We start from the raw sequence: 25,403 nt of genomic DNA, 5'->3' as shown, positions 1-25,403 counted from the left end.
CTGACGGGCTTGCCGCTCTGCGCTCCCGTCTGCTCATGAAAAAATAATCTGCTCACGGACGGTGATTCCTGATGGTCGACAAATCTTCCTCGCGCGGGACGGGCTTCGCTCATCCTGATACAGAGCAACCCTTTGACCAAAACCAATGTGTTCATGGTCTTTTCGAAGCCCAGGCGCAGCGCAATCCTGACGCCATAGCGGCACGCTTCGAACTGGACACGCTTGACTATGCGACGCTCAATACCCAGGCCAACCGCCTGGCCCATTACCTGCGCAGCCTTGGTGTCGGGCCGGATGTGCGTGTCGGGATTTGCCTGGAGCGCTCGCTGGACATGCTGGTCGGTGTGCTCGCGGTACTCAAGGCGGGCGGTGCCTACCTGCCGCTGGACCCCGCGTACCCGAAAGCCCGTCTGGCACACATGCTGGCAGACAGCGCGCCACGCGTGCTGCTGAGCCACGCTCCGGCGCGCGCGGCGTTGCTGGCGGCGCTGGAGGAGGGTGAGGTTGCAACGCAGGTGCTTGATCTGGCCGATACCCGCCTATGGGCAGCGCAGCCGATGCACAACCCTGACCCGCGTGCGGTCGGTCTGACGTCCCGCCATCTGGCTTACGTGATCTACACCTCGGGCTCCACCGGTATGCCCAAGGGTGTCATGGTCGAGCACCGTGGGCTGATCGCGGTGAGCGCTGCCTGGGAGCCGTTGTACGCGCTGCACAACCCCCTCAATCACCTGCAAATGGCCGGGTTTTCCTTCGATGTGTTCAGCGCCGACCTGATCCGCGCACTGGGTTTTGGCGGCACGCTCGTGCTCTGCCCGCGTGACACGCTGATGGACCCGCCTGCGCTGTATCGCCTGTTGAGCGAGGCGCGCATCGATTTTGCGGACTTCGTGCCGGCGGTGCTCAACCCTTTGCTGGTCTGGGCGCAGGAGGCGGGGCGCGACCTGTCGTTCATGAGCACGGTGGTTTGCGGCTCGGACATCTGGACGGCGCACAGCGCGCGCCAACTGCGTGGGTTGTGTGGCGAGCAGACGCAGATCGTCCAGGCCTACGGTGTTACCGAAGCGAGCATCGACAGCACCTGTTTCGAGTTCGAACCCGACAGCCATGTCGACGCGGTGCTGCCCATCGGGCGGGCATTGGCCAATACGCGGATTTACCTGCTCGATGCTGCTGGCGATAGGGTTCCCCAGGGCGTGACCGGCGAACTGTACATCGGCGGCGCGGGGGTTGCGCGTGGCTACCTGAATTTGCCGGAATTGACCCGCGAGCGCTTCATTGACAGCCCGTTTGTGGCCGGTGAGCGGTTGTACCGTACTGGCGATCTGGCCCGCTATCGGGCTGACGGCCATCTGGAGTTCCTCGGTCGCAACGACTCGCAGGCCAAGCTGCGCGGCCTGCGCCTGGAACTGGGGGAAATCGAGGCACGCCTGGCCGAGGTTGCCGGTGTGCGGGACAACGTGGTGGTACTGCGCGAGGACGGCGCGGGCGTGCCCAGGCTGATTGCCTACTTTCGCGAACAGACCGGCGCAGCGCTGACGCCCAAAGGCCTGCGCCAGCATCTGCAGCTCAGCCTGCCGGACTACATGATTCCTGCTGCGTTCGTGCGCATGGACGCGCTGCCGCTGACCGCCAATGGCAAGCTGGACCGCATCGCATTGCCCGAGCCGGGGGATGACGCGTTCGATCGGCATGTCTTCGAAGCCGCGCAAGGCGCGCTGGAAGTCTCACTTGCGGCCATCTGGGCCGAGGTGCTGGGTGTCGAGCGAGTCGGTCGCCAGGATCACTTTTTTGCACTCGGCGGCCACTCGCTGCTGGTGATGCGCGTGCTGGCCAAGGTTCGGCAGACGCTGCATCTGGAGGTGTCACCCTCAGCCCTGTTTACCGCCCCTGTGCTGCAGCAGTTCGCCGAACGACTGAGCACCGCTCGGCAGGGCAGCCCCCGCCTACCAATCACGGCTGTAGCGCGTAGCGAGGCACACACGTTGTCGTCGGCCCAGCAACGCCTGTGGTTTCTGGCGCAGATGGACGGCGGCAATGCGGCTTACCACATGCCCTTGAACCTGCGCCTGCGCGGGCCGTTGCAGGTGGCCGCGCTGGAGCGCAGTTTCAATCAACTGGTGACCCGCCACGAGGCGCTGCGCACCACATTTTTCGCGGTCGAGGGCGAGGGGCGGCAGCGTGTTGCGGCGGCGGGCGCGATCATGCCGTTGCCAGTCATTGACCTGCGCGACGAGCACGATGCCCAGGCGCGTCTGCTGGCGCTGATCGACGCAGAGGGCAGCAAGCCGTTCGATCTGGCGGTGGGGCCGTTGATGCGCATCAGCCTGGTCAAGCTGGCCGACGACGATCACGTGTTGCTGCTGACCCAGCACCACATCGTCTCGGATGGCTGGTCGATGGGCGTGCTGACCCGTGAGCTGAGGCTGCTCTACGAGGCGGCTATTCAGCAACCGGCCGCGCACGGGCAGTCTTTGCCACTGCCGCCGCTGGCCGTTCAGTATGTGGACTACGCGGCTTGGCAACGCCAGTGGCTGTGCGGCGAGGTGCTGGATGCGCAGCGGCGCTACTGGCGTGAAACCCTGAGCGGTGCGCCGCTACTGCTGGAGTTGCCCACCGATCACAAACGTCCGGCGGCCCAGGATTACCGCGGCGGCTTCGTGCCGCTGGTCTTTGACCGTGCGCTGACAGCACGGCTCCGAGTGTTGGCTACGCAGCAGGGCACCACGTTGTTCATGAACCTGCTGGCGGCCTGGTCGCTGCTGTTGATGCGCCTGTCGGGGCAGGATGACGTGGTCATCGGTGTGCCCTCGGCGAACCGCAGCCAGCAGGAGCTGGAAGGGTTGATCGGGTTCTTCGTCAATACCCTGGCGCTGCGCATGACCCGCTCCGGCAGCCCGACGGTGGCCAGTTGGCTGCAACAGGCGCGCAGCGTTGCGCTTGCCGCTCAGGAACATCAGGACTTGCCGTTCGATCAAGTGGTGGAGTTGCTCAATCCGCCGCGCAGTCTGGCTTACAGCCCGGTGTTTCAGGTGCTGTTCGCCTGGGAGCAGCATCAGGATTCGGATCTGGAATTGTCCGGGCTCGACGTCAGCGTGCTGCAAAGCGTACAGCCAGTGGCTAAATTCGACCTGCAACTGGCACTCAGCGAACGTGACGGACAAATCGTCGGCGGCCTGGAATACGCGTCGGGGCTGTTCGAGCCGGAGACCGTGGTGCAGATGGGCGAATACCTGCGCCGCATCCTCACGCAGATGGTCGAGGACAGCGAACAGCCGCTGGCGACGCTCGACCTGCTCAACGCCGAGCAGCACCGACGGATCGTCTACGACTGGAACCGCACCGAACGCGATACCTCGGCGCAGCCCGATTGCGTCAAGCGCTTCGAGGCCGTGGCGCAGCGCACACCTGACGCTGTGGCGTTGCTGGCCGATGAGCGAGCGCTGACTTACGCCGAACTCAATCAGTCTGCCAACCGCCTGGCGAACTACCTGATCGAGCAGGGCGTGAGGCCTGAGCAGTGCGTGGGGCTGTGCCTGGAGCGCTCGCCGCAGATGGTCATCGGCCTGCTGGCCATTCTCAAGACCGGCGCCGCTTACGTGCCGTTCGATCCGGCATACCCGGCAGAGCGTCTGGCGTTCATGTTCGCGGATGCCGCACCGAGCCTGCTGCTGACCCAGACTGCACTGCGTGCCGGTCTGCCGCCGTTGCCCGACACGCTGCCGATCTGCTGCCTCGACGTGCAGGCGCGGCGCTGGTCTGGGTATTCCGAGGCCAACCCGCAAGTACCCGTCAGCCCCGGTAACCTGGCTTACGTGCTCTACACCTCCGGTTCGACCGGGCGGCCCAAGGGCGTGGCGCACAGTCGTGCGGCGCTGGATAACCTGATCGCCTGGCAACTGGAGCAAACGCCTGTTTCACAACGCGTGCTGCAATTCGCATCGTTGAATTTCGACGTGTCGTTTCAGGAAATCTGCAGCACGTTGTGCCAAGGCGGCAGCCTGGTGCTGATGAGCGAAGCCGGTCGCAAAGACCTCGCCGCGCTGCGTCCGACGCTGGTGGCCGAGGGCGTACAACGGGCGTTTCTGCCGTTCGCCGTGCTTCAGCAACTGGCCAGTTTCACTGAAACCGACGCGTCGGTGCCGATGCCCTTGCAAAAGGGCGGCTGCGAAGTCATCACCGCTGGCGAGGCGTTGCTCGTCAACGACGAACTGCGTGCCTTTGTCTGCGGCCTTGGCGGTGTACAACTGCACAACCAGTACGGCCCTACCGAAACCCACGTGGTCAGCCAGTTCAGCCTGAACTGTGACGCCGCCGGGCAGTGGCCGGACGCACCGCCGATTGGCCGGCCCATCGCCAATGCGCGTCTGTATGTGCTGGACGGCGACCTGAACCCGGTACCGGTCGGCGTGGCGGGCGAGTTGTATATCGCCGGTGCTTGCCTGGCTCGTGGTTATCTGAATCGTCCGGACTTGAGCGCCGAACGCTTCCTGCCGGACCCGTTCAACCCGCAGCCCGGTGCGCGTATGTACCGCAGCGGTGACCTGGCGCGATTTGCGGCCGACGGCAATGTGCACTACCTGGGACGCATCGACCAGCAGGTCAAGTTGCGCGGCTTTCGCGTCGAACTGGGCGAGATCGACAGCCTTCTGCACCAGCAACCCGGTGTGCGGGAAGCGGTGGTGCTGTTGCGCGAAGATGTGCCGGGCGACAAGCGCTTGGTGGCTTATGTGGTGGGGCCTGCAACCGCCGAAACACTGCGTGCCGAGCTGCACCGCCACCTGCCGGAACACATGGTGCCGACGGCCTGGGTGGCGCTGGCGCAGTTGCCGCTGACCCGTAACGGCAAGCTCGACCGTCAGGCGCTGCCGGTACCAGAGCGGCAGGCCGCCAGTGCCTATGTGGCACCGCGCGACGAGACCGAGCGGCAGATGGTGTGTATCTGGGCCGATGTGCTCAAGTGCCAGCAGGTCGGCATCCACGACAACTTTTTCGAACTGGGCGGGCACTCGCTGCTGGCCACGCGGATGATCTACATGATCAACCAGCGCATGGGCGCGCAGCTGTCCCTGAGCAGTCTGTTCAAGACGCCGGTGCTGATGGACCTGGCCGAGCAGGTGCGGCTCGGGCGGGGTGACGGGCCTTCGCTCGACACACCCTTTGCCCCGATTGAAGCCGATCGCAGCGCACGTTACGCGCCGTTTCCTCTGACCGATATCCAGCAGGCGTACTGGTTTGGCCGCGAAGCGTCGGTCAGCCTCGGCGGGGTCAGTGCCCATGGCTATGAAGAACTGCGCATCCCCGGCCTCGACGTGCCACGTTTCGAGCAGGCGCTGAACCGCATGATCCAGCGGCACGACATGCTGCGCGTGGTGTTCCTTGGCGACGGCACGCAGCAGGTCCTCGACAGCGTGCCTATCTATCACCTGCCACGCAACGATCTGCGCGGCCTGTCTGCCGGCGCCGCGCAGCAGGCCCTGCAAGTCACCCGTGAGCGTCAGTCCCATCAGGTGCTGGACGCCAGTCGCTGGCCGTTGTTCGAGTTCAGTCTGTCGTTGCTCGATGAGGGCATCAGCCATCTGCACATCAGCCTTGACGCACTGATCGTCGACGCCGCGAGTACGCAGATTCTGGCGCGCGAACTGATGGCCTTTTATGCCGACCCGCAGTTGCAACTGCCCGAACCGGGTCTGACCTTTCGCGATTACGTGCTGGCCGAGCAGCGCTTGCGCAATGACAGCCGCTACGCACAGGCGCTGGACTACTGGCGCGAGAAGGTTGCCACGCTGGCACCTGCACCGGACCTGCCGCTGGTGTGCCAGCCGGAAAGTATCAGCCAGCCGCACTTTACCCGCCGCGACCGCGAGCTTTCAGCGTTGCAGTGGTCACGGCTCAAGGAACTCGCCAGGCAATTTGCCGTGACGCCATCGGTGATGCTGCTGACCGCGTTCAGCGAGGTGCTGGCGCTGTGGAGTCGACAGCCGCGCTTCACGCTGAGTCTGCCGCTGTTCAACCGCATGCCGCTGCACCCGGATGTCGATGAGATCATCGGTGACTTCACTTCGCTGGTCTTGCTTGAAGTCAATCTGGACGGGGCCGCGAGCTTCATCGACAAGGCGCGTGCCGTGCAGGCACGGTTGTGGCAAGACATCGACCATTCGGTGGTCAGCGGCGTGCGGGTGCTGCGTGAACTGTCCCAGGCCCGAGGCGTGCAGCAGACCGCCATGCCGATCGTGTTCAACAGCACCCTGTCGGAAGCTGCGCCGGAACTGGCCGAATTCAACCTTGCCGACGCGTTGAATGCCGAGCACATGCACAGCATCACCCAGACCCCGCAGGTCTGGCTTGACCACACGCTGCTGGAGCTGGAAGGGCGCCTGCTGTTCAACTGGGACAGCATCGACGAATTGTTTCCGCAAGGCCTGATCGAGCAGATGTTCGTCGCCTACAACGCGCTGCTGGATCGCCTGCTGCAGGCCGATGCCTGGAACGCCGGCACGGTGGACCTGATACCGCTGGCACGCTTGCCGGTGCCCGAGGCCAGCCCCGCTGACTCGGCGCTGATGCACGAACTGTTTGATCGCCAGGCACTCGCTGCCCCGGATGCGCTGGCGGTCATCGGCACCCAGCGGCAGTTGAGTTATCGCCAGCTGCGAGCCGAAGCGCGGCAACTGGCGGCGCTGCTTCAGCGTCGCGGCGTGGTGCCCAATCAACTGGTCGCGGTGGTCATGGAACGTGGCTGGGAACAGGTCGTCGCGACGCTGGCGATCCAGTACGCCGGCGGGGCCTACCTGCCGCTCGACCCGGCACTGCCGGTCGAGCGCCTGGAGCATATTCTGCAACGTGCCGAAGCCAGCCTGGCGCTGACCCAGCCGGCACTGCTGCAACGTGTCGAGTGGCCCGCGCAGGTCCAGGTCATCAGCGTGAGCGACCCGATCATTGCCGATGCTGGCCGTTCCGATCAGGCCGAATTAAACGCCGTGCACCTCACCCCGGACGATCTGGCCTATGTGATCTACACCTCGGGCTCGACCGGCATGCCCAAGGGCGTGGTCATCGATCATCGCGGTGCGGTGAATACGCTGCTCGACATCAACCGGCGCTTTGCCGTCGGCGCTGCGGACCGGGTGCTGGCGGTTTCATCGCTGAGTTTCGACCTGTCGGTCTATGACTTCTTCGGCACGCTGGCCGCTGGCGCTGCAGTGGTGCTGCTCGAACCGCAGCAGGCCCTCGACCCGGCGCACTGGCTGACGCTGATCGAGCGGCATCAGGTCAGCCTGTGGAATTCGGTGCCGGCCTTGTTCGGCATGCTGCTGGAGTATGTGCAAAGCGAGCGCAGCGTGTTGCCGTCGTGCCTGCGCGTGGCGATGCTGTCAGGCGACTGGATTCCCCTGACGCTGCCCGAGAGTGCCTGGGCGCTGCAGCCGGCGCTGCAACTGATCAGCCTTGGCGGGGCGACCGAAGCGTCCATCTGGTCGATCCAGTATCCGCTGCAACAGGTCGACCCCGCGTGGCGCAGTATTCCCTACGGCAAGGCGCTGGATCACCAGCGCTTCTATGTGCTGGATGACGCCTTGCAGGTTCGCCCGACCTGGGTGGCTGGCCAGTTGTATATCGGCGGTATCGGCCTGGCCAAGGGCTATTGGCGTGATGAAGCCCTGAGTGCCGGCAGTTTCTTCGCTCACCCGCTGACCGGCGAACGTCTGTATCGGACCGGCGACCTGGGGCGCTGGCTGCCCGACGGCAATATCGAGTTTCTCGGGCGGGAAGACACCCAGGTCAAGGTCCAGGGGCACCGTATCGAGCTGGGCGAGATCGAAGCGGCGCTCAATCGCCATCCCGGCGTACAGAGCGCCGTGGTGCGGGTGCTCGGCGAAGCGCTGGGCGAGAAGCGGCTTGCGGGCTACGTACTCAAGGCCGATCCCTCGTTGCAGGCCAGTGATTTTGCCCAGTACCTGGCAGACAAACTGCCAGCCTACATGGTGCCGACGTCGTTTACCTTCGTGCAGGAATGGCCACTGTCGGCCAACGGCAAGGTCGACAAGAAGCGCCTGCCGGAGCCGTCGCAGGTTCAGGATGCCGGCCCCGCGCTGGAAGTGCAGGGGCCACAGGAGCAACAACTGGTGATGATCGTGCAGAACGTGCTCAAGCGTGCTTCGATCGCTGCCGACGCCAATTTGCTCAACCTGGGCGCCACCTCGATCGACATTGTCAGGATCAGCAATGCGCTGTCCGGCGAACTGCAATTTCGTCCCAACGTTGCGCAACTGCTGGCGCAACCGACGCTGCTCAACCTGCTCGGCATGTACCGCCGGAATCTGGCCAATGGCAGCATGGTCGACAGCGTTCGTCAGCACGCGGGTTCGCCCGAGCAGGTGATTGAAGATCCACAGCAGCGGGCGCGCTTCAAGGCCGATCAGCGCGGGCGGCGGACCTTCGCCCCGCAGGTTGTGGCGCTGGACCTTGCGCGTCCGGATGACCCCGCGTTCGCGCGGCGCTTCAGCGACTATCGCTCGGTACGCCAATTCGCCGACCGACCCGTTCCCACCGAGGCGTTTGCCGGGTTACTGGCCAGCCTGGCGCAGGGGCAACTGCACGGCGAGGTCAAATATCAGTTCCCGTCCGCAGGTGGCCTGTACCCGATCCAGTGCTACCTGTACGTCAAACCGCAGCGGGTGACCGGCGTTGCTGCCGGTGCCTATTACTACGACCCGGTTGAGCACCGCCTGCTGATGCTCGACAGCGATCCGCTCGACCCCGACACCTACGATTATTTCGTCAACCGCCCGGTGTATGAAGACGCCGCCTTCTCGCTGTTCTTCATCGCCGACATGGCCGCGATCCGGCCGCTGTATGGCGAGCGCAGTCGCGACTTCTGTCATATCGAAGCCGGGGGCATGGCGCAATTGCTGAGCATGACGGCGGTGGAGCAGGGCCTTGGCCTGTGTGGCATGGGCTCGCTCGAAGAGCAGCAATTGTCGGCCCTGTTCGACCTGGGACCGAATCATCAGTTGATCTACTCGATGGTGGGCGGCCTGCGCACTGCCGACGAACAACGCCGCGCGCAGGTCGAGGCGTTCGCTTCTGCTGCGGATCAAACGGACGACGCCAGCGACATGGAGGAGATAGAGATATGAATGCCTATCAATTGCTGGAGTTGTTCGGTCGTCACGCTGTGGTGCTTGAAGTGGACGGCGAGAAACTGCGCTGCAAGGCGCCGCGCGGGTTTCTGAATGACGAGATGCTGCAGGCGCTCAAGCAACACAAGGCAGAACTGATTGCCTTGCTGAGCGGCACCGACCCGGCCGCGATCCCTCGGCGTGCTGCCGGGCAAACGGCTGTTGCGCTGTCGTTTTCACAACGCCAGCTGTGGTTTCTCGATCAGATGGAACCGGGCAATGCGTTCTATAACGTGCCCACTGCGGTGCTGCTGAAAGGCGTGCTGGATGTGTCGGCGCTGGAGCGGGCGCTGAACGAATTGATCATGCGCCATGAAATATTGCGCACCACCTTTGCCAGCGTGGATGGCGAGCCACGGCAGATCGTGCACCCGGCGATGCCGCTGGTGATGCCAGGTGTCGACCTGCGTGACCTGTCGCCGACGGCGCGCCAAGCGCACGTCAGCATGGCGGTGGAGCAGCAGGCCAAGGCGCCGTTTGACCTGGCCAGCGGCCCGTTGCTGCGGGCCTCGCTGCTGCGTTTGGCGGATGAGGAATATCTCTGGCTGTACAGCGTGCACCACATCATTGCCGATGGCTGGTCGATGGGCGTGATCCTTCAGGAAGTGACCGCCTTGTATGGCGATTTTCTGTGCGGTCGGGGGTCCAGTCTGGCGCCGCTGGCGGTGCAGTACGCCGATTACGCCTGCTGGCAGCAACAGCGTCTGGGTGATGAGGCGCTGGCCGGGCAGCTGGACTTCTGGAAGCGCACGCTGGCCGACGCGCCGCCGCTGCTCGACATGCCTGCCGACCGGCCACGTCCGACCGTGCAGCGCTACGTCGGGGCGACCTTCAGCTCGACGGTCGACGGCACCACCCTGCGTGCGCTCAACGCGCTGGCCAGACAGACCCAGGGCACGCTGTTCAACGTGCTGATCGGCGCGCTGTCGGTCCTGCTCTGGCGCCACAGCGGTCAGCGGGATCTGTGCATAGGTACACCGTTCGCCAACCGCAGCCGTCCCGAAATCGAGCCGCTGATCGGCCATTTCGTCAACACTCAGGTGATTCGCCAGCGTCTCGATCCGCAGCAGACCTTTGCCGAGCTGTTGCGCGAAGTGCGCGCCACTCTGCTGGATGTTCACGCGCATCAGGATGTGCCTTTCGACCGCGTGGTGGAGGCCGTCAACCCGCCGCGCGATACCGCGTATTCGCCTCTGTTTCAGGTGATGATGGTGTTGCAGAACACCCCGGGCAACGCCGCACAGATGCCGGGCCTGAGCATGACCCCATACGGCACCGGGAGCGCCACGGCCAAGTTCGACCTGGCGTTCGAATGGGTCGAGCGCGACGGTGTGCTGAGCCTGCTGGTGGAATACAACACTGATCTGTTTGACCAGACCAGCATCGAGCGCCTGAGCGGGCACTATCGTCAGTTGCTGGAGCAGGTGGCGCTGAACCCCAAGCAGCCTGTGGGTGCACTGACGCTGATCAGCGATGCCGAACGCGCACAGATACTGCATGAGTGGAATAGCCCGGCACCGCTGGCTCAGCCCGTCGACTGCGTGCATCGCCTGATCGAAGCTCAGGTCACGCGTCGGCAGGCCGAGTGTGCGGTCATCTTCGAGGGTCGATCGCTGAGCTACAGCCAGCTCAACACTCAGGCCAACCGCCTGGCGCATCACTTGCTCACCCTCGGCGTCGGCCCGGATGTGCGCGTGGCGGTCTGTATCGAGCGCTCGCTGGAACTGCCCGTGGCCTTGCTGGCGGTGCTCAAGGCCGGGGGCGCCTATGTGCCGCTGGACCCGGATTATCCATCGGGACGCCTGCGGCATATTCTCGATGACACGTCCCCCGTGGTGCTGCTTGCCCAAGGGCCGACGCGCAAGATCCTGCGCGAAGCTTTACAAGGAGCGGACTGCGAAGTGCCGATCCTCGACGTGCAGGCCGATGCCGTGCTCTGGGCCGAGTGCCCGTCGGACAATCCGCAGACGCAGCGTGTCGGTGTGAACGCCGACCACCTGGCGTATGTGCTTTACACCTCCGGCACCACGGGGCTGCCCAAGGGGGCGATGGTCACGCATCGCGGCCTGAGCAACCTGCTGTTGTGGTGTCAGCAGTTCTGCGGCGAATGTGGAAGCATGTTGCACAAGATCCCATTCGGTTTCGACGCCTCGGCCTGGGAGATCTTCTGGCCGTTGCTTACCGGTGGCAGGCTGGTCATCGCCCGTCCCGGCGGGCATTTCGAACCCGGTTACCTGGCGCAGGTGGTGCGCGAACAAAGCGTTACCGCGATGGTGTTCGTGCCAGCCATGTTGCAACTGTTTCTGGAGGTCGAAGAGGTCAGCGCCTGTCACACCCTCAAGGATGTGTTCAGTGGCGGCGGGGAGCTGTCGCCCGCAGTGGCCAGGCTGTTTCAGCAGCGTCTGCCGCATGCCCGCCTGCACAACGTCTATGGTCCGACCGAAACCACAGTGATCAGCAGTGTCTGGACGCTGCAGCCCGGTGCCGACGTCCCGCCGCGCCAATTGCCCATCGGACGGCCCATCGCCAACACCCGTTTTTACGTGCTCGACGAGCGTGATGCGCCGGTGCCGGCCGGGGTCACCGGTCAGTTGCACATTGGTGGTGCCGGCGTTGCACGGGGTTATCTGGGGCTCGACGAGCTGACTGCCGAACGGTTTATCGACAACCCGTTCGTTGCCGGTGACCGGCTGTACCGCAGCGGCGACCTGGCGCGTTATCGTCCGGACGGTCAGTTGGAGTTTATCGGTCGCAACGACTTTCAGGTCAAGTTGCGTGGCATTCGCCTGGAACTGAGTGAAATCGAAGCGCGGCTGGACCTGTTCCCCGGTATTCGCACCAGTGTGGCATTGATCGTCGGTGATACTGCGCAGAACCAGCGCCTGGTGGCGTGCTGCGTCACCGATAGCCCAGTGGATGAATCCGCACTGCGTGCGCATCTGGCAACGACCCTGTCCAGCGCCGTCATGCCCAGCGCTTATCTGTGGCTGGACGCCTTGCCGTTGACGGTCAACGGCAAGGTCGACCGTGCAGCGCTCGCGGCACAGGCCGATCAGGATCTGGCCGACCGGCAGGTCAATCTCGGCAGTCCCCGGGACCATATCGAGCTGACCCTGTATCAGATCTGGAAAGACCTGCTGCTGGTGCCGCAGATCGGCATTCGCGACAACTTCTTCAACGTCGGCGGGACATCGATTGCGGCGATCAAGATGGCCTACGAAATTGGCCGGGCGTTCAGCGTCGAGGTGCCTGTGCGCGTGATCCTCGGCCATCCGACCATCGAGGCGCTGGGCGGCTGGCTGCGTAGCGGGGCCAGCCTGGCCGCGGCACAGGACAACCTGATCGAATTCCGGCGCGGTGCCGGGCAGCGCAACGTGGTGTGCATTCACCCGGCGGGGGGCACGGCGTTCTGCTACCTGTCACTGGCCAAGGAACTGCCGGAAAGCATCGGTGTGTACGGTGTGCAATCGCCAGGGTTGAACCCCGGAGAAAGCACCGAGCCGAGCGTCGAAGCGATGGCCGACGCCTATTTGCGGCGGATCGCGGCGTTGACCTCACAACCGCTGGTGCTCACCGGGCTGTCGTTCGGTGGCCTGGTGGCGTACGAAATGGCCCGCCGCCTGACGGCTGCCGGCCATCGTCAGGTGACGGTGGTGCTGCTCGATACCCAGGGCTCGGATGACCCGGGGTTTCGGCAACAGATCGGGACCGTGGACATGGCGGAGTTTCGCGACAAGCTGGTGCGTTTCAACGGCATGTACCCCGGCATCGAAGACGCGCAGGTCGAGCGGTATTTCCATCTTTACAACCACAACCGTCTGGCCATGGCCGCGTACGAGTGCGCGCCGCAAGCCGGGCGCATCGTGCTGATTCAGGCTCGCGAAGGCTTTACCCGCACGCAGTTGCATGAGCTGCGCAGCTTCTGGCGTCGTCGCGCGGGTAACGGTTACAAGGCCCGGCTGGTAAATGGCGGGCACTGGGACATGCTGGAAAGCGCCGAGGTGCATCGGGTCTCGCAGACGCTCAGGCAAGAGCTGCAACGTTTCGACACGCAGGAGGCGCAATGATGAACCGGCACGAGGAGAATATCGCCCGCAACCCCCAGACCCTGCTGTCGCGTTTTGCCGAGCAGGTACGCCGTGATCCCCAGGCGCTGGCCGTGGTCGATCGACAGGTACGGCTGACCTACGCGCAACTGGCCAGCGCCAGTGAACGCATCGCCAAAGGGCTGCTGGCACAAGGCGCAAGCCCTGCGGAGCCGATTGCCCTGTGCATGCCGCGCTGCTGGCAATGGGTCGCCACGATACTGGCCGTGCTGAAAGTCGGGGCTGTGGTGGTGCCGCTGGATCGGGCCAGCCCGGCCCGGCGTCGACAATTGATGCTCGACGACGCAGGCTGCGTCGGGCTGGTGACCCTCGGCGAAGACGCGGACAGTTTGGCAGCGCCACAACACGGCTGGTACGTCAGCGTCGAAGCCCTGCTGGAATTCCCCGATCAGCCTGCACTGCGGCTGCCCGAGGATTTTGCCGTGTCGAGCTTCCTGTTCTACACCTCGGGTACCACCGGCACCCCGAAAGCCGTGGACGTGGGCGAGCGTGGCCTGTTGCGTCTGGCCCGGACCGACGGCTGCCTGGATATTCGCGCAGGCGAGCGCGTGGCCTGTTTGTCCAACCCGGCGTTCGACGCCTGTAACTTCGAACTGTGGGCACCGCTGCTCAACGGCGGTTGTTGCGTCATCATTGCCGACGCAGACCTGCAGGACGCACAGCAACTGGCCAGGGTTCTGGAAACGCAGCAGGTCGATAGCCTGTTCATGACCGTTTCGTTGTTCAACACCTTGAGCGCAGATAACCCCGCCTGTTTCGCCAGCCTGCGCCAGGTGCTGATCGGCGGTGAGCAGGTCAGCGCCGCAGCGGTGCGGGCCTGGTATCAGGCCAATCCCGACAGCCGCTGCCGGATTTTCAACGCCTACGGACCTACTGAATGCACCACCTTCGCCGTGTGCTACCCGATCCCCCGCGATTTTGCCGGCGACGCGGTGCCGATTGGTCGGCCATTGCCTGACACTGGCGTGCAGGTGCTTGACCCGCAACAGCGGCCGGTTGCGAGCGGCGAGGCGGGTGAGCTTTACCTGAGCGGCAGCGGGGTCGCACGCGGTTACCGTAACCGTTGTGCAGAGACCGCACAGCGTTTCCTGCGCCTGCCGACAACCGATGCCGGGGACGTGCTGCATTACCGAACCGGCGATCAGGTGCGGGTCAATGCCGACGGGCTGATCGAGTACCTGGGGCGGATTGATCGTCAGGTGAAGGTCCGCGGTTTTCGCATCGAGCCTGGCGAGGTCGAGCAGCGTATTCTGGAGCACCCGCAGGTGGCGCAGGTGCATGTCTGTACCCGTCGCCAGGCGGCTGAAGACCACCAGTTGCTGGCCTTCATCGTGCCGCGCGAGGCGCTGGACTATCGCGATTTCGATCAGCATCTGCGCGACAACCTGGCGGTATGGATGCGCCCGCATCAACTGTTTGTGCTGCAGCGCCTGCCGTTGACCAGCAATGGCAAGATCGATCAGCGTGCGCTGCTGGAGCAGCCCTTGAAACCGTGGCGCCCGCAGGCGGGTTCGCGCGCAGGCGAGCAACACTCGCCCGCGTTGGACTGGCTGCTGAGCCATGCCCGCAGGCTGTTGGCGCAACCTGAGCTGAACGGCGAGGATGACTGGCTGGGCAGCGGCGGCGACTCGCTCAAGGCCATGCGTTTGCGCTCTGCAATCCGCACCCACTGGCGGCGGGAAATCACGCTGGGTGCGGTGCTGAGCGAATCGTTTTCGGCACTGGCCGAGCGACTCGGTGATGAGCAGGGTGAGGCGTCGGCCTATCCGCCTGCGCCGCCCGTCAACCGTTCAGGGCGTGCGCCAGCGACGGCCGAGCAAAGTCGCCTGTGGCTGATGCAGCAGCGCACGCCGCAGGCGACCGCCTACAACGTGCCGCTCATCCTGCACCTGGCGGCGGGTGTTCAACTCTCCGCACTGGTCGACGCCGTGCAGCGTCTGTTGACTCGGCACAGCGGGCTGCGCACGGCGTTCGTGTCCGCTGCCGACGGGCTGCATCAGCAGGTTCACCAACGGGACGCGGTGTGCCAGACCTTTGCCACAGGAGCGTTCAGTGAACAGACCTGGCGCAGCTTTGCAGCCCTGGTCTTCGACACACCTTTCGATCTGGCGACATCGGCCCTGTGCAAGGCCTGGCTGTTGCCGTTTGCCGATGGCAGCTGTCGCTTGCTGCTGAACCTGCACCACGTGGCCATCGATGGCTGGTCGATGAACCTGTTGTTCGATGACCTGGTGCAACTGTACGACGATGCGCTGCAGGGGCGGCCGAGTGCCGAGCCTTCGCCGGGTCTGGGCACGCTGGAGTTTGCGCTCTGGCAACGGCAATGGCGGGTCGACCCGCGTTACCGCGATCAGCGTCGCGCGCTGGCCGGGTTGCACCGTCAGCACCCGGCGTCTTCGCCCGCGCTGCTGCCGGTTCGCGAGCCTGGACCGCAGGCACGGCTCTATCGTCAGCCGCTGGGAGCCACGCGCAGTGCTGCACTGGATCGGTTTTGCAGCCGCCAGCGCGTCACTCGTTATGAGGTGCTGTTCAGCGTCTATGCCTGGAGCATTTACGCCCTGACCGGCTGTGAACGGCCACGCATCGCCAGCCCGGTATCCAACCGTCCGCTGAGCGAATTCGAAGACGCCATCGGGATGTTCGCCAATACCGTGCTGATCCCCACGGCGTTCGACCGCGACAAGGCGCTTGACCAGCAGCTGCATCAGCAGACCGCCACTGTGCGTGAGGTGCTGGCCTTGCAGGACGTCGCGCTGGCGGACCTGGTGGAAGACCTGCGGTTGTCGTCGAGCAGTGCGCTGTTCGATTTCATGTTTGTGCTGGAAAACACCGACTACGCCAGGCTGGCCCAAACCGGCCTGCGCGCCACGCTGGAATTCAACGAGACCGTGCAGGCCAAATGCCCGCTGACCTTGCTGGTGGTCGATGCCGGGTCACAGCTGGAATGCTGGTGGGAGTACCAGTGCAGTTATTTCGATGCGGGCCAAATGGTCGCCGTCAATCAGCTCTTGCAGCAGGGGCTTGATCTGCTGCTGGAGAAGCCGTCGGCGACCCTCGATGCGCTGCTCACGCCTTACCGCTTCAGCCTGCCGCCCGCCAGTCAGGGCGACAGCGCTGAGCCGCCGTTCAACACCGTGGCCGACTGGTTCGCCTATCAGGTGAGTTGCACGCCGGATGCTCCGGCACTGATCGATGATCAGCAGTGCATCAGCTACGCCGAACTGGATGCACTGGCCGATACGCTGGCGGCCACCCTGGTCGAGCAGTGTCCGCTGCCGGAGGAAAATAGTGCGCCGCTGCAAGTGGTCCTGTACCTCGAGGCGTCGGTCGAGCACATCGTGGCCTTGCTGGCGCTGGCCAGGCTCAATCTGACGGCGGTGCCCCTCGATCCTGGCTATCCGCTGGCGGTGCAGCGTCAGGTCATGCAGCAGGCGCAGCCCGGCTGTGTGCTGTACAGCGCGGCCACCGAGGCAGCACTGGAGCAGTTAAGCGCAGACCCACGAGTCTGTCATCGCGTCGACCTGAGCGCTGCCGCACGGCCGTTCGAACGTCGCCGTCATGCGGGCGAACGACCGTTGTACACGCTGTTCACGTCCGGCTCGACGGGAACGCCGAAAGGGGTTCAGGTGCCGGACCGGACCCTTTGCAATCTGTTGCACTGGCAGCGCAACGAGGGGCAGTTGCCCGCGAAGTCAGTGACCCTGCAATTCTCCATGCTGTCGTTCGATGTGTCGTTTCAGGAGATTTTCAGCACCCTCTGCGGCGGAGGCTGTTACCACCTGATCAACCCGCGCTGGCGGCAGGATGCCCAGGCATTACTGAGCTATCTGGTGCAGACGCGCATCGAACGGCTGTTCCTGCCGTGTGTGGCCTTGCAGCATCTGGCGCAGACTGCTGTCAGCCAGGGCGTGTATCCGCAGGCGTTGCGCGAGGTAATCACGGCGGGCGAGCAACTGCTGTGCACCGAGGCATTGCGCAACTGGTTTGGCGGCATGCCGCAGGCACGGCTGTTCAATCATTACGGCCCGACCGAAACCCACGTGGTCAGCGCCTGGCGTTTGCCTGCGGCGGTTCACGACTGGCCGCTGCGCGCGCCGATCGGGCGCGCAGTGAGCAATGCACGCCTGCTGCTGGTGGACGAACACGACCGACCGGTGCCGAGTGGCAGCCAGGGCTATCTGCTGGTGGCAGGGCCGATGATTTCGCGCTGCTACCTCGCTGACCCGGCGCTGAATGCCGCGCGTTTTGTCGAGTTGCCGCAGCCTGAGGGCCTGACCCTGTTCTATCGCACCGGCGACCTGGCGCGGGCTGATGCAAACGCCTGCCTGCACTACCTGGGCCGGGACGATCAGCAGATCAAGATCAGTGGTCAGCGTCTTGAGTTGGGGCAGATCGAGGCCGCGCTGATGCAAGTCGCTCAGGTGAGCAACGCGGTGGTGGCCATGCAGGCTGAGCCGCCCCGGCTGGTGGCCTGGTTGCACAGCGAGGGTACGCTGCCCGATGCACAGCAGCTTGACCGACAGATCAGCCTGCACCTGCCATCGCATGTGCGTATCGACGAGTACCGGCGGGTCGACGCCTGGCCGCGTACGCCGAGCGGCAAGATCGATCGCAGGGCGCTGGGAGATCTGGGCGAGGTGCTGCAACGGCAACGCTCCGGGCTGCCTGCGGCACCGTTGAGCGCACTTGAGCAGCAACTGAGCGAGTTGTTCGTGGCGGTCATCGGTCGCGACATCGAGCCTGATCAGACCTTCTTCGAAGCCGGCGCCACCAGCCTCGGCCTGATGCGCCTGCATGCCCGCTACAACGAGGCACTGGCGCAGCCAGTGGCCATGGCCGCCTTGTTCGAGCATGTCAGCGTGCGCCGTCTTGCGCAGCATCTCTCCGGACCGGCAGGGCAAACGCCCGGTGCAGGGAAGGGCAATGAGCGAGGCGCCAAGGCTGGCGAACAACCCATGGCGATCATCGGCATGTCGGTGAATGTGGCCGGCGCGAGCAACCTCGCCGAGTTCTGGGCGATGGTTCAAGGAAATGGCTTGGGCATCGAGCGGTTTGACGCTGCCGATGGGCTGGTCGGTGCGCGCAGTCAACTGAGCGGCCTGCTGGATTTCGATCCCGAGTATTTCGGCATCAGCCTGCAGGAAGCACGGCTGATGGACCCGCAACAGCGGCATCTGCTGATGGGCTGCGTGCAGGCACTGCAACATGCGGGGCTCACGCCCGCAGCCGACGGGCCGCGCATCGGCCTGATCGCCAGTTGCGGCGAAACCACGTATTTCCAGCAAATGCTGCGCGAAACCGCCGAGGGCGATCTGCCGGACGGCTTTCAGATGGCGCTGCACCACGACAAGGACTTTCTGGCCACCAAGGCGGCTTACCACCTCGACCTCGGCGGTCCGGCACTCAGCGTTCAGGCGGCGTGCGGCAGCTCGCTGATTGCCGTGCACCTGGCGGCGGCGATGCTGCGTCAGGGCGACAGTGACGTGATGCTGGCCGCCGGGGTGTTGATCGACCCGACTCTGACCGATGGCTATCGTTATCGCCCGCAGCACATTTTTTCCCGCGACGGGCTGTGCCGTCCGTTCAGTGACGACGCCAGCGGCACCATCGGTGCCAGCGGTTACGGGGTGGTGGTACTCAAGCCGCTGGAGCGCGCCCAGGCCGACGGCGACCGGATCTACGCACTGGTCGAAGCCTCTGCGCTGAACAACGATGGCCGCGCCAAGATGAGTTACACCGCGCCATCGGTGGCGGGGCAGAGCGCGGTGATCAGCGAGGCGCTGCGCAAGGCCGGTATCAATGGCGCCGACATGGGCTACATCGAGGCCCACGGTACCGGCACGTTGTTGGGCGACCCGATTGAAGTGGCTGCATTGACCAAGGCGTTCGGCGCGGCACCAGCCGCCCGTTGCGCGCTGGCCTCAGTGAAAAGCCAGGTGGGTCATCTGGGCGCGGCTGCCGGCGTGGTCGGGCTGATTCGCGCGACGCTTGCCGTGTTTCACGGGGTGATCCCGCCCAACCTGGGCTTTGCCCGGATCAATCCGCAAATCGACCTAGAGCACTCGCCGTTCTACATTCCCACCACCTCACGGCCCTGGCCCGAGGGGCGTCGGCGTCTGGCCGGGGTCAGCAGTTTCGGCATCGGTGGCACCAACGCGCATGTGATTGTCGGCGCCGCGCCGCAGCAGACAGACCGCGTCGAGGATTGCCCGGCGTGCCTGCTGCTGTCGGCGCACAGCCGTACTGCCCTGGAGCGGGACATGCTGGCGATTGAAGCCTGGCTCAACGCCTTTCCCGAGCAGCAGGCTGCGCTGCTGCGTTACCTGCAAAACGGTCGACGCGCGTTGCCCTGGCGCTTCGCGATGATCTGCCAGCCCGGTCAGACACCGCGCCTGCAAGCCGCGTCGATCAAGCAGGTGACGCTTTCGGACGTGCGAGTGAACGCCAGCGAGCATTCGCCCCAGGCCCTGCTGGACGCCTGGTATGCGGGGGCCAGCATCGAAGGGGCGACCGGTTCGACGCCGCCACCCTGGGACTTGCCTCCCTCGGCATTCGATCTGCAGACCTTCCGCTTCAAACCGGCCGTTCGTACCGAACTGCAGAAGTCGTCAGCCGTCGAGCGCCAGCCGCTGGCAGACTGGTTTTATCAGCGTCAGTGGCAGCGGGTAAACCGTCTGCGTACACAACCGACTGGTGAGGGTCGTGACGTGCTGGTGGTGTGTAGCCATGAGCGTCTGGATGCCACCACGCTTGGCAGTCTGCAGGGTGTCTATCGGCATGTCATCGAGGTGCAGGCCGGCAATGGCTACCAGCAGCTTGGCCCGAATCGTTATGAGCTCGACCCGCTGGACCCTGTGGCGTTTGGTCGATTGATCGCCACGCTCGATCAGAATGGGCAGACGGCGAGCGAACTGGACTGGCTGCATGCCTTGCCGCTGTCGGTGGGCGGGTCGGTTGACGAGCAAAGCCTTGCGGCCGCGCAATGGGCCTGTCTGGATACGCTCAGCGCGTTATTGCAGGCCTGGGGACAGAACGTACAGAAGACCGCCCTGCGGCTCTGGCTGCTGTCCTGGCAAGCGTGCCCGGTGAACGGCCAGGTCATGCGTCCGGAACTGGCGGCGCTGGCCGGTATCACCGAAGTGGCGCCGCAGGAATACCCGATACGCTGTCACTGGCTGGACCTGCCCACGGCGCAGTTGAGCGTTCAGGCTCTGCACCTCGCGGCGCTGCTGGCCGAACCGGCGTCGCTGCCGCGGCGCATGGCCATTCGTGACGGTTATCTGTGGCAGCCACAGCTGCTGCCCAGTCCGCTGCCCAGTCCGCTGGCGACTCCGACGGCTGGTTCGAATCTGCTGCCGGCGAACGGCACGTTGCTGGTGCTCGGCGGTACAGGCGGCATCGGGCGCACCTTGTGTGAACACCTGCTGCAATCCAGCCAGCGGCGGATAGTGCTGCTGTCGCGAGGTGGCGAGTGTCCGAAACAACTGGACGCCTACGCTTCGCGCATCGATAGCATCGCTGCGGATATCGCCGACCTGGCGCGCTGGCCCACGGTGCTTGAACAGTTGCGTGAGCGTTATGGGCACTTTGACGGCGTGATTCACGCGGCCGGCACCGGAGCGGGCAGCCTGATCCGTCAGCGCGATGCTCACGTGCTGTCTGAGGCGATGGCCAGCAAGACCCGCGGCATGCTGGCGGTCGAAGCGTTGATCGAGCAGATGAACCCGGGGTTCGTCCTGTATTGCTCTTCGATGTCGGCACTGTTCGGCGGCGCCGGGCACCTGGACTACGCCGCCGCCAGTGCCATGCTTGACGGTTTTACCCACTACCGGCCGCATGCCGAAAATGGCTGTGTGCGTCTGGGCATCAACTGGGACATCTGGCGCGATGTCGGCATGGCCGCTGCCAGTGGCGTCGGGGATGACGCGCACCAGCGGCATCTGGCGGTCGGCATGTCGGCGCAGGAGGGCTGCCGGGTATTCGATGCGGCCATGACGGCTCAACTGCCGCAGTTGCTGATCTCGACCACCGATCCGGACACGGCGCGACAGTTTTACCCGGTTCGCCACAGTGCAGTGGCGACGCTGGCTGATACTGCGCCAGCCTTGGCGGCAGACACTGAAGCGCCGGACCGTCTGCCCGGGCATCTGCATGACTGCCTGTGCAAATGGCTTGGTGTGAATGTTCTGCAGCCGGATGCCTCGCTCTATGAGCTGGGCGCCGATTCTCTGACCCTGCTGGACCTGATCGATGAACTGCAGGCCGCGACCGGCGTGGTCTTCCAGTTGTCGCAGTTCAGCCACAAGGTCAGCCTGACCGAGGTCTTGGCGCTGGTGCAGGCGTCAGCGGCCGGAACGGCTGCGGACGAAGACCAATGGGCCGATGCGGTGAGGATCGGTCAGTGGCATGCGGGCGCGGGCCGCGAGCGCCTGTATCTGATTCACCCGGTGGGTGGCGACGTGCAGGCGTACCGCGAGCTGGCCTCGGCGCTGCACCCTGATCTGGGCGTGTGGGTGATCGCCGATCCGGCCTTGCGCCTGCCCGAATTGCCGAACATCAGCGTGGATGAGCGCGCGCAACTGTATCTCAAGGCGTTGCAGGCCCATCACCCCGACGGCACGGCATGGCGTCTGGCCGGCTGGTCGTTCGGCGCGTGGGTGACGCAGGCGATGTGCAGCCTGCTGATGGAGGATTGCGAGCAGCCATTGTTGTACCTGATCGATCCCCCCGCGCCGGATGCGGGCACCGAGCTGGCGCAGATCGGCGAAGCGCAGATTCAGCAGGTCTTCCAGCGCGAGTTTTCTGCACGGCGCGGCCTCAACACGACCACCAGCGCGGCCAGCGAAGACACGCCGCGTTACCTGCAAAGCCTGATTGTCTGCTGCCAGAACAATATGGCGAGCATGGCGGGCCACCAGCCCGTGACGCTGGCGCGCACTCCAGTGCGGCTGTTCATTGCCACGCAGCCCAATCCTTACGGCATGGGCAGCGCCTGGCGGATCGCCGATCTGCAGCGCGCCTGGCAAAGGCTGTTGCCGCACATGTCGAGCTGGCAAGCACTGGACACCGACCACTACGGCATTGTCGCAGCGCCCTGGGCGCAGGTGATTGCCGAGATGATCAATGCGGACCTGTCGGCGGCGCAGGGCTGAACGTAACGGCAGGCTTTTCAGGCGGGGCTGACGTCCCCGCAAACGAACCACGGGCATGGTGATCGGCCATGCCAACAACCTGAAGGTGAGGGATCATGGATCAAATGGCACTCAAGGCCATAGAAGGCATCGCAGGCGCCGTGCGTGCGCCGTATCAGAGCATCACGGTCAACCGCCTGACACCGATCATCGGTGCCCAGGTCGGCGGTGTCGATCTGTCGCAGCCACCCAGTGCGGAGCAGTTGACGGAAATCCGCCGGGCCTTTCTGGAAAATCACGTGCTGGTGTTTCGCGACCAGCACCTGACGGTCGAGCAGCACAAGGCATTCGGCCGACTGTTTGGTCCGTTGCGCGCCTTGCCGGTGGACAGCATCGATGGCGATGACCCGGAACTGGTCGTGGTGCGCGCCAACGCCCAATCGCGTTTCGCTGCGGGCGAGCTATGGCACACCGACGGCACCGCTGATCTGGAGCCGTCGATGGGCTCGATGCTGTACGTCAAGGAGACACCCGCCATCGGCACCGGCGGCGACACGCTGTTTGCCAACATGCACCTGGCCATTGAAATGCTCTCGCCGGCGATGCAGCAGTTTCTCGGCGGGCTGACAGCCATTCACGATGGCGAGATTCCGTGGAAGGGCTATCAGCCACCTCCCGGCCTCCCGAAAAGCGAGCACCCGGTGGTGGTTCGCCACCCCGAAACCAGACGTCGCAGCCTGTTCGTCAATTCCGGGTTCACCTCGCATATCGTGCAACTCTCGCCCGGCGAGAGCCGCACCGTGCTGAGTATGCTGTTCGATCTGATCGCCCGCGAACCTTGCCTCAGTTGTCGCGTGCGCTGGGAACCGAACACGCTGGTGTTCTGGGATAACCGTTGCACCCAGCATCACGCGGTGTGGGATTACTTCCCGCACTCGCGCTATGGCGAGCGGGTGACGATTCTCGGAGGGCGGCCTCAGGCCTGAAGGCGCTTGCGGATTGACCGGCGAACACCGTTCAGCTGCTTCATCAGCGCAGTGGCAGGTGGTATATCAGGTCGTCGAACCACTGATCGCCGATCTGATAGGCCTGCGGGACGCGGCGCTCGAAGGTGAAGCCGCATTTCTCCAGGACCTTGCAGGAGGCGATGTTGCCGTCGGTCACGGTCGATTCCAGTGAATCCAGGCCGATGGCAGCGGCGTAGTCGATGATTGCCCGGCGTGACTCGGTGCCGAAGCCCTTGCCTTGATGTTCCGGCAGTAACAGACAGCCCACTTCGGCATGACCCGGCGACAGGATGCGAAAGCCACTGACCCCCAGCTCTGCATCGTTTTGTGTGTGTGTTACCACCAGGCACAGCCAGTGATCGGACGCCGGCGTCCACTCGGGGAGGCGATGATCGAAGCCTTTACGGATCTGCGCCTCTTCGATTTCTCCGAATACGTAGCGCATGGTCTCGGGCTCGGAATGCAGCCTCAAAAACAGTGGCCAGTCGCTGGCGAGCAGGGTTCGCAGATAAAGTCGTTCGGTGTGTAGTTCCAGCATCCGTTGCTCCCAGGACAATCAAAAAAGGCACAGGGTTTTGTACTCGGCCTGCGGTCAATGATCAATAATGCACGCGCATTTCATCGCCATTGCTCACGGTAATCGTGACGCAACCAGGCAGGGTCATATCCTTCGGCAGGTCAGGGACGAGTCAATGGCATTTCGCGTATTGGTCATCGGTGGCTACGGTAACTTCGGCAGCCTCATCTGTAATCATCTGGTGATGATGCCGCACATCGATCTGGTCATTTCCGGTCGTGACCCGCGCAAACTGGCGGAAAAGGTCGCCGCACTGCAAACGCTGGGGGGCAGGTTCTGCGAGAGCTGGTGCGTGGACATCATGCAGGACGGCGCGGGCACTGAGCTGGGTGGATTGGGCATTGATCTGCTTATCCACACCGCGGGGCCTTTTCAGGGGCAGTCGTATGCTGTGGCCCGGCATTGCATCGAAGCGGGCGTGAATTATTGCGACCTGGCCGATTGCCGGACGTTTGTCGCCGGTATCGCTACCCTCGATGCCCAGGCGCGTGAGGCAGGTGTCAGCGTGCTGAGCGGGTGCAGCTCGGTGCCGACGCTTTCGGCCGCCATCATCGATCAGCATCGGCAGCGTTTTCTGCGTATCGATTCGATAGAGCATGGCATCTCCTCGGCAGCGAAAATGCCCGGTCTGTCGACTGTGCGCGGCGTGCTGGCCAATGCCGGACGACCGATCAGGCAACTGCGCAACGGCAAGGTCCACGACGTTTACGGCTGGATGGGCCTGACCCTGCGCCGGATGCACGGCATGGGCACGCGGCTGGTGGCCAATGTCGACGTCCCGGACCTGGATGTATTCGCGACACGCTACGCCGCGCAGAACCTGAGCTTCAAGGCCGGTTCCGCGCTCAAGGCCGGCGGCATCGCGACCTGGCTGCTGGCGCTGGCGATTCGCTGCGGGCTGCTGCGCGATCCTGCGCCGTGGGCCGAGCGCCTGTACCGTTGGGGCGCGCGCTTTGAACACTGGGGTGATCGAAAGAGCGCGATGTACATCGATGTCGATGGCCTCGACCTCGGCGGCCAGCCGTTGCACATGCGTGCGCAATTGACTGCACTGAACGACAAGGGGCCGGAGATTCCCGGCAGTGCCGCCGTCGCGCTGAGCAGCAAAATGGCCGGTGGCTATCGTCCACAACCGGGCGCTCGGGCCTGCGTCGGAGAAATCACTGCGGACGAGTACCTGGCGGCAATCGATGAGCCGGAAAACATCCGGCTGGATGTTCATTTCACGAACCATAACGTCTGACACTGCTGTAGATGTCCGATGGCTCTGTACAGGCTGCTGATGTGGCTTTTTAGTGGCACTTTCTTGCTGTTTTCTACAGCACCAATCATCGGAAAATTCTGCTCATGCAACTTAAATAAATCTTAATCATCGATCCCTGAGCCCGTAATTCATGGGGGTG

General features: G+C 64.3%; 6 protein-coding genes. 5 read left to right on the top strand and 1 reads right to left on the bottom strand.

What is annotated here, in order from left to right; translation table 11 throughout:
• The first annotated feature begins 71 nt into the window (after window positions 1-71).
• The 4 genes from KBY02_RS22940 to KBY02_RS22925 all read left to right on the top strand — a co-directional run bounded on the left by KBY02_RS22940 (window position 72) and on the right by KBY02_RS22925 (window position 23,402).
• Window positions 72-9,137 carry a non-ribosomal peptide synthetase gene (locus KBY02_RS22940; RefSeq protein ID WP_225650778.1) on the top strand — a complete coding sequence of 3,022 codons (9,066 nt, stop codon included), beginning with the start codon at window positions 72-74 and terminating at the stop codon, window positions 9,135-9,137.
• A complete protein-coding gene (locus tag KBY02_RS22935; protein ID WP_111522420.1) occupies window positions 9,134-13,246 on the top strand; it encodes a non-ribosomal peptide synthetase in 4,113 nt (1,370 codons plus the stop codon). Before KBY02_RS22940 ends, KBY02_RS22935 begins: the two co-directional genes overlap by 4 nt.
• Complete coding sequence (locus KBY02_RS22930; RefSeq protein ID WP_412548793.1) at window positions 13,243-22,437, top strand: amino acid adenylation domain-containing protein; 9,195 nt, start codon at window positions 13,243-13,245, stop codon at window positions 22,435-22,437. Before KBY02_RS22935 ends, KBY02_RS22930 begins: the two co-directional genes overlap by 4 nt.
• 95 nt (window positions 22,438-22,532) lie before the next feature.
• Window positions 22,533-23,402 carry a TauD/TfdA dioxygenase family protein gene (locus KBY02_RS22925; RefSeq protein ID WP_104683907.1) on the top strand — a complete coding sequence of 290 codons (870 nt, stop codon included), beginning with the start codon at window positions 22,533-22,535 and terminating at the stop codon, window positions 23,400-23,402.
• A gap of 43 nt (window positions 23,403-23,445) precedes the next feature.
• On the opposite strand, the gene KBY02_RS22920 is transcribed toward KBY02_RS22925, so the two are convergent.
• Entirely contained in the window at window positions 23,446-23,961 is a 516-nt protein-coding gene (locus KBY02_RS22920) for a GNAT family N-acetyltransferase (protein ID WP_024651263.1), read from the bottom strand.
• A 154-nt stretch (window positions 23,962-24,115) separates the two neighbouring features.
• Here KBY02_RS22920 and KBY02_RS22915 point away from each other — a divergent pair, with 154 nt between their 5' ends.
• Entirely contained in the window at window positions 24,116-25,243 is a 1,128-nt protein-coding gene (locus KBY02_RS22915; RefSeq protein WP_032655363.1) for a saccharopine dehydrogenase family protein, read from the top strand.
• The last annotated feature ends 160 nt before the right edge of the window (window positions 25,244-25,403 follow it).

It is taken from the genome of Pseudomonas sp. P129, assembly GCF_020312195.1.
GTDB lineage: Bacteria > Pseudomonadota > Gammaproteobacteria > Pseudomonadales > Pseudomonadaceae > Aquipseudomonas > Aquipseudomonas fragariae.
Note: the sequence above shows the minus strand (reverse complement) of the source record. Positions and strands in the feature narration are given on the sequence as shown.

What these genes read in the sequence shown, in the direction of transcription:
- KBY02_RS22930 (WP_412548793.1), top strand. Translation starts at nt 13,243, where the DNA reads ATGATGAACCGGCACGAGGAGAATATCGCCCGCAACCCCCAGACCCTG.
- KBY02_RS22925 (WP_104683907.1), top strand. Translation starts at nt 22,533, where the DNA reads ATGGATCAAATGGCACTCAAGGCCATAGAAGGCATCGCAGGCGCCGTG.
- KBY02_RS22915 (WP_032655363.1), top strand. Translation starts at nt 24,116, where the DNA reads ATGGCATTTCGCGTATTGGTCATCGGTGGCTACGGTAACTTCGGCAGC.
- KBY02_RS22920 (WP_024651263.1), bottom strand. Translation starts at nt 23,961, where the DNA reads ATGCTGGAACTACACACCGAACGACTTTATCTGCGAACCCTGCTCGCC.
- KBY02_RS22940 (WP_225650778.1), top strand. Translation starts at nt 72, where the DNA reads ATGGTCGACAAATCTTCCTCGCGCGGGACGGGCTTCGCTCATCCTGAT.
- KBY02_RS22935 (WP_111522420.1), top strand. Translation starts at nt 9,134, where the DNA reads ATGAATGCCTATCAATTGCTGGAGTTGTTCGGTCGTCACGCTGTGGTG.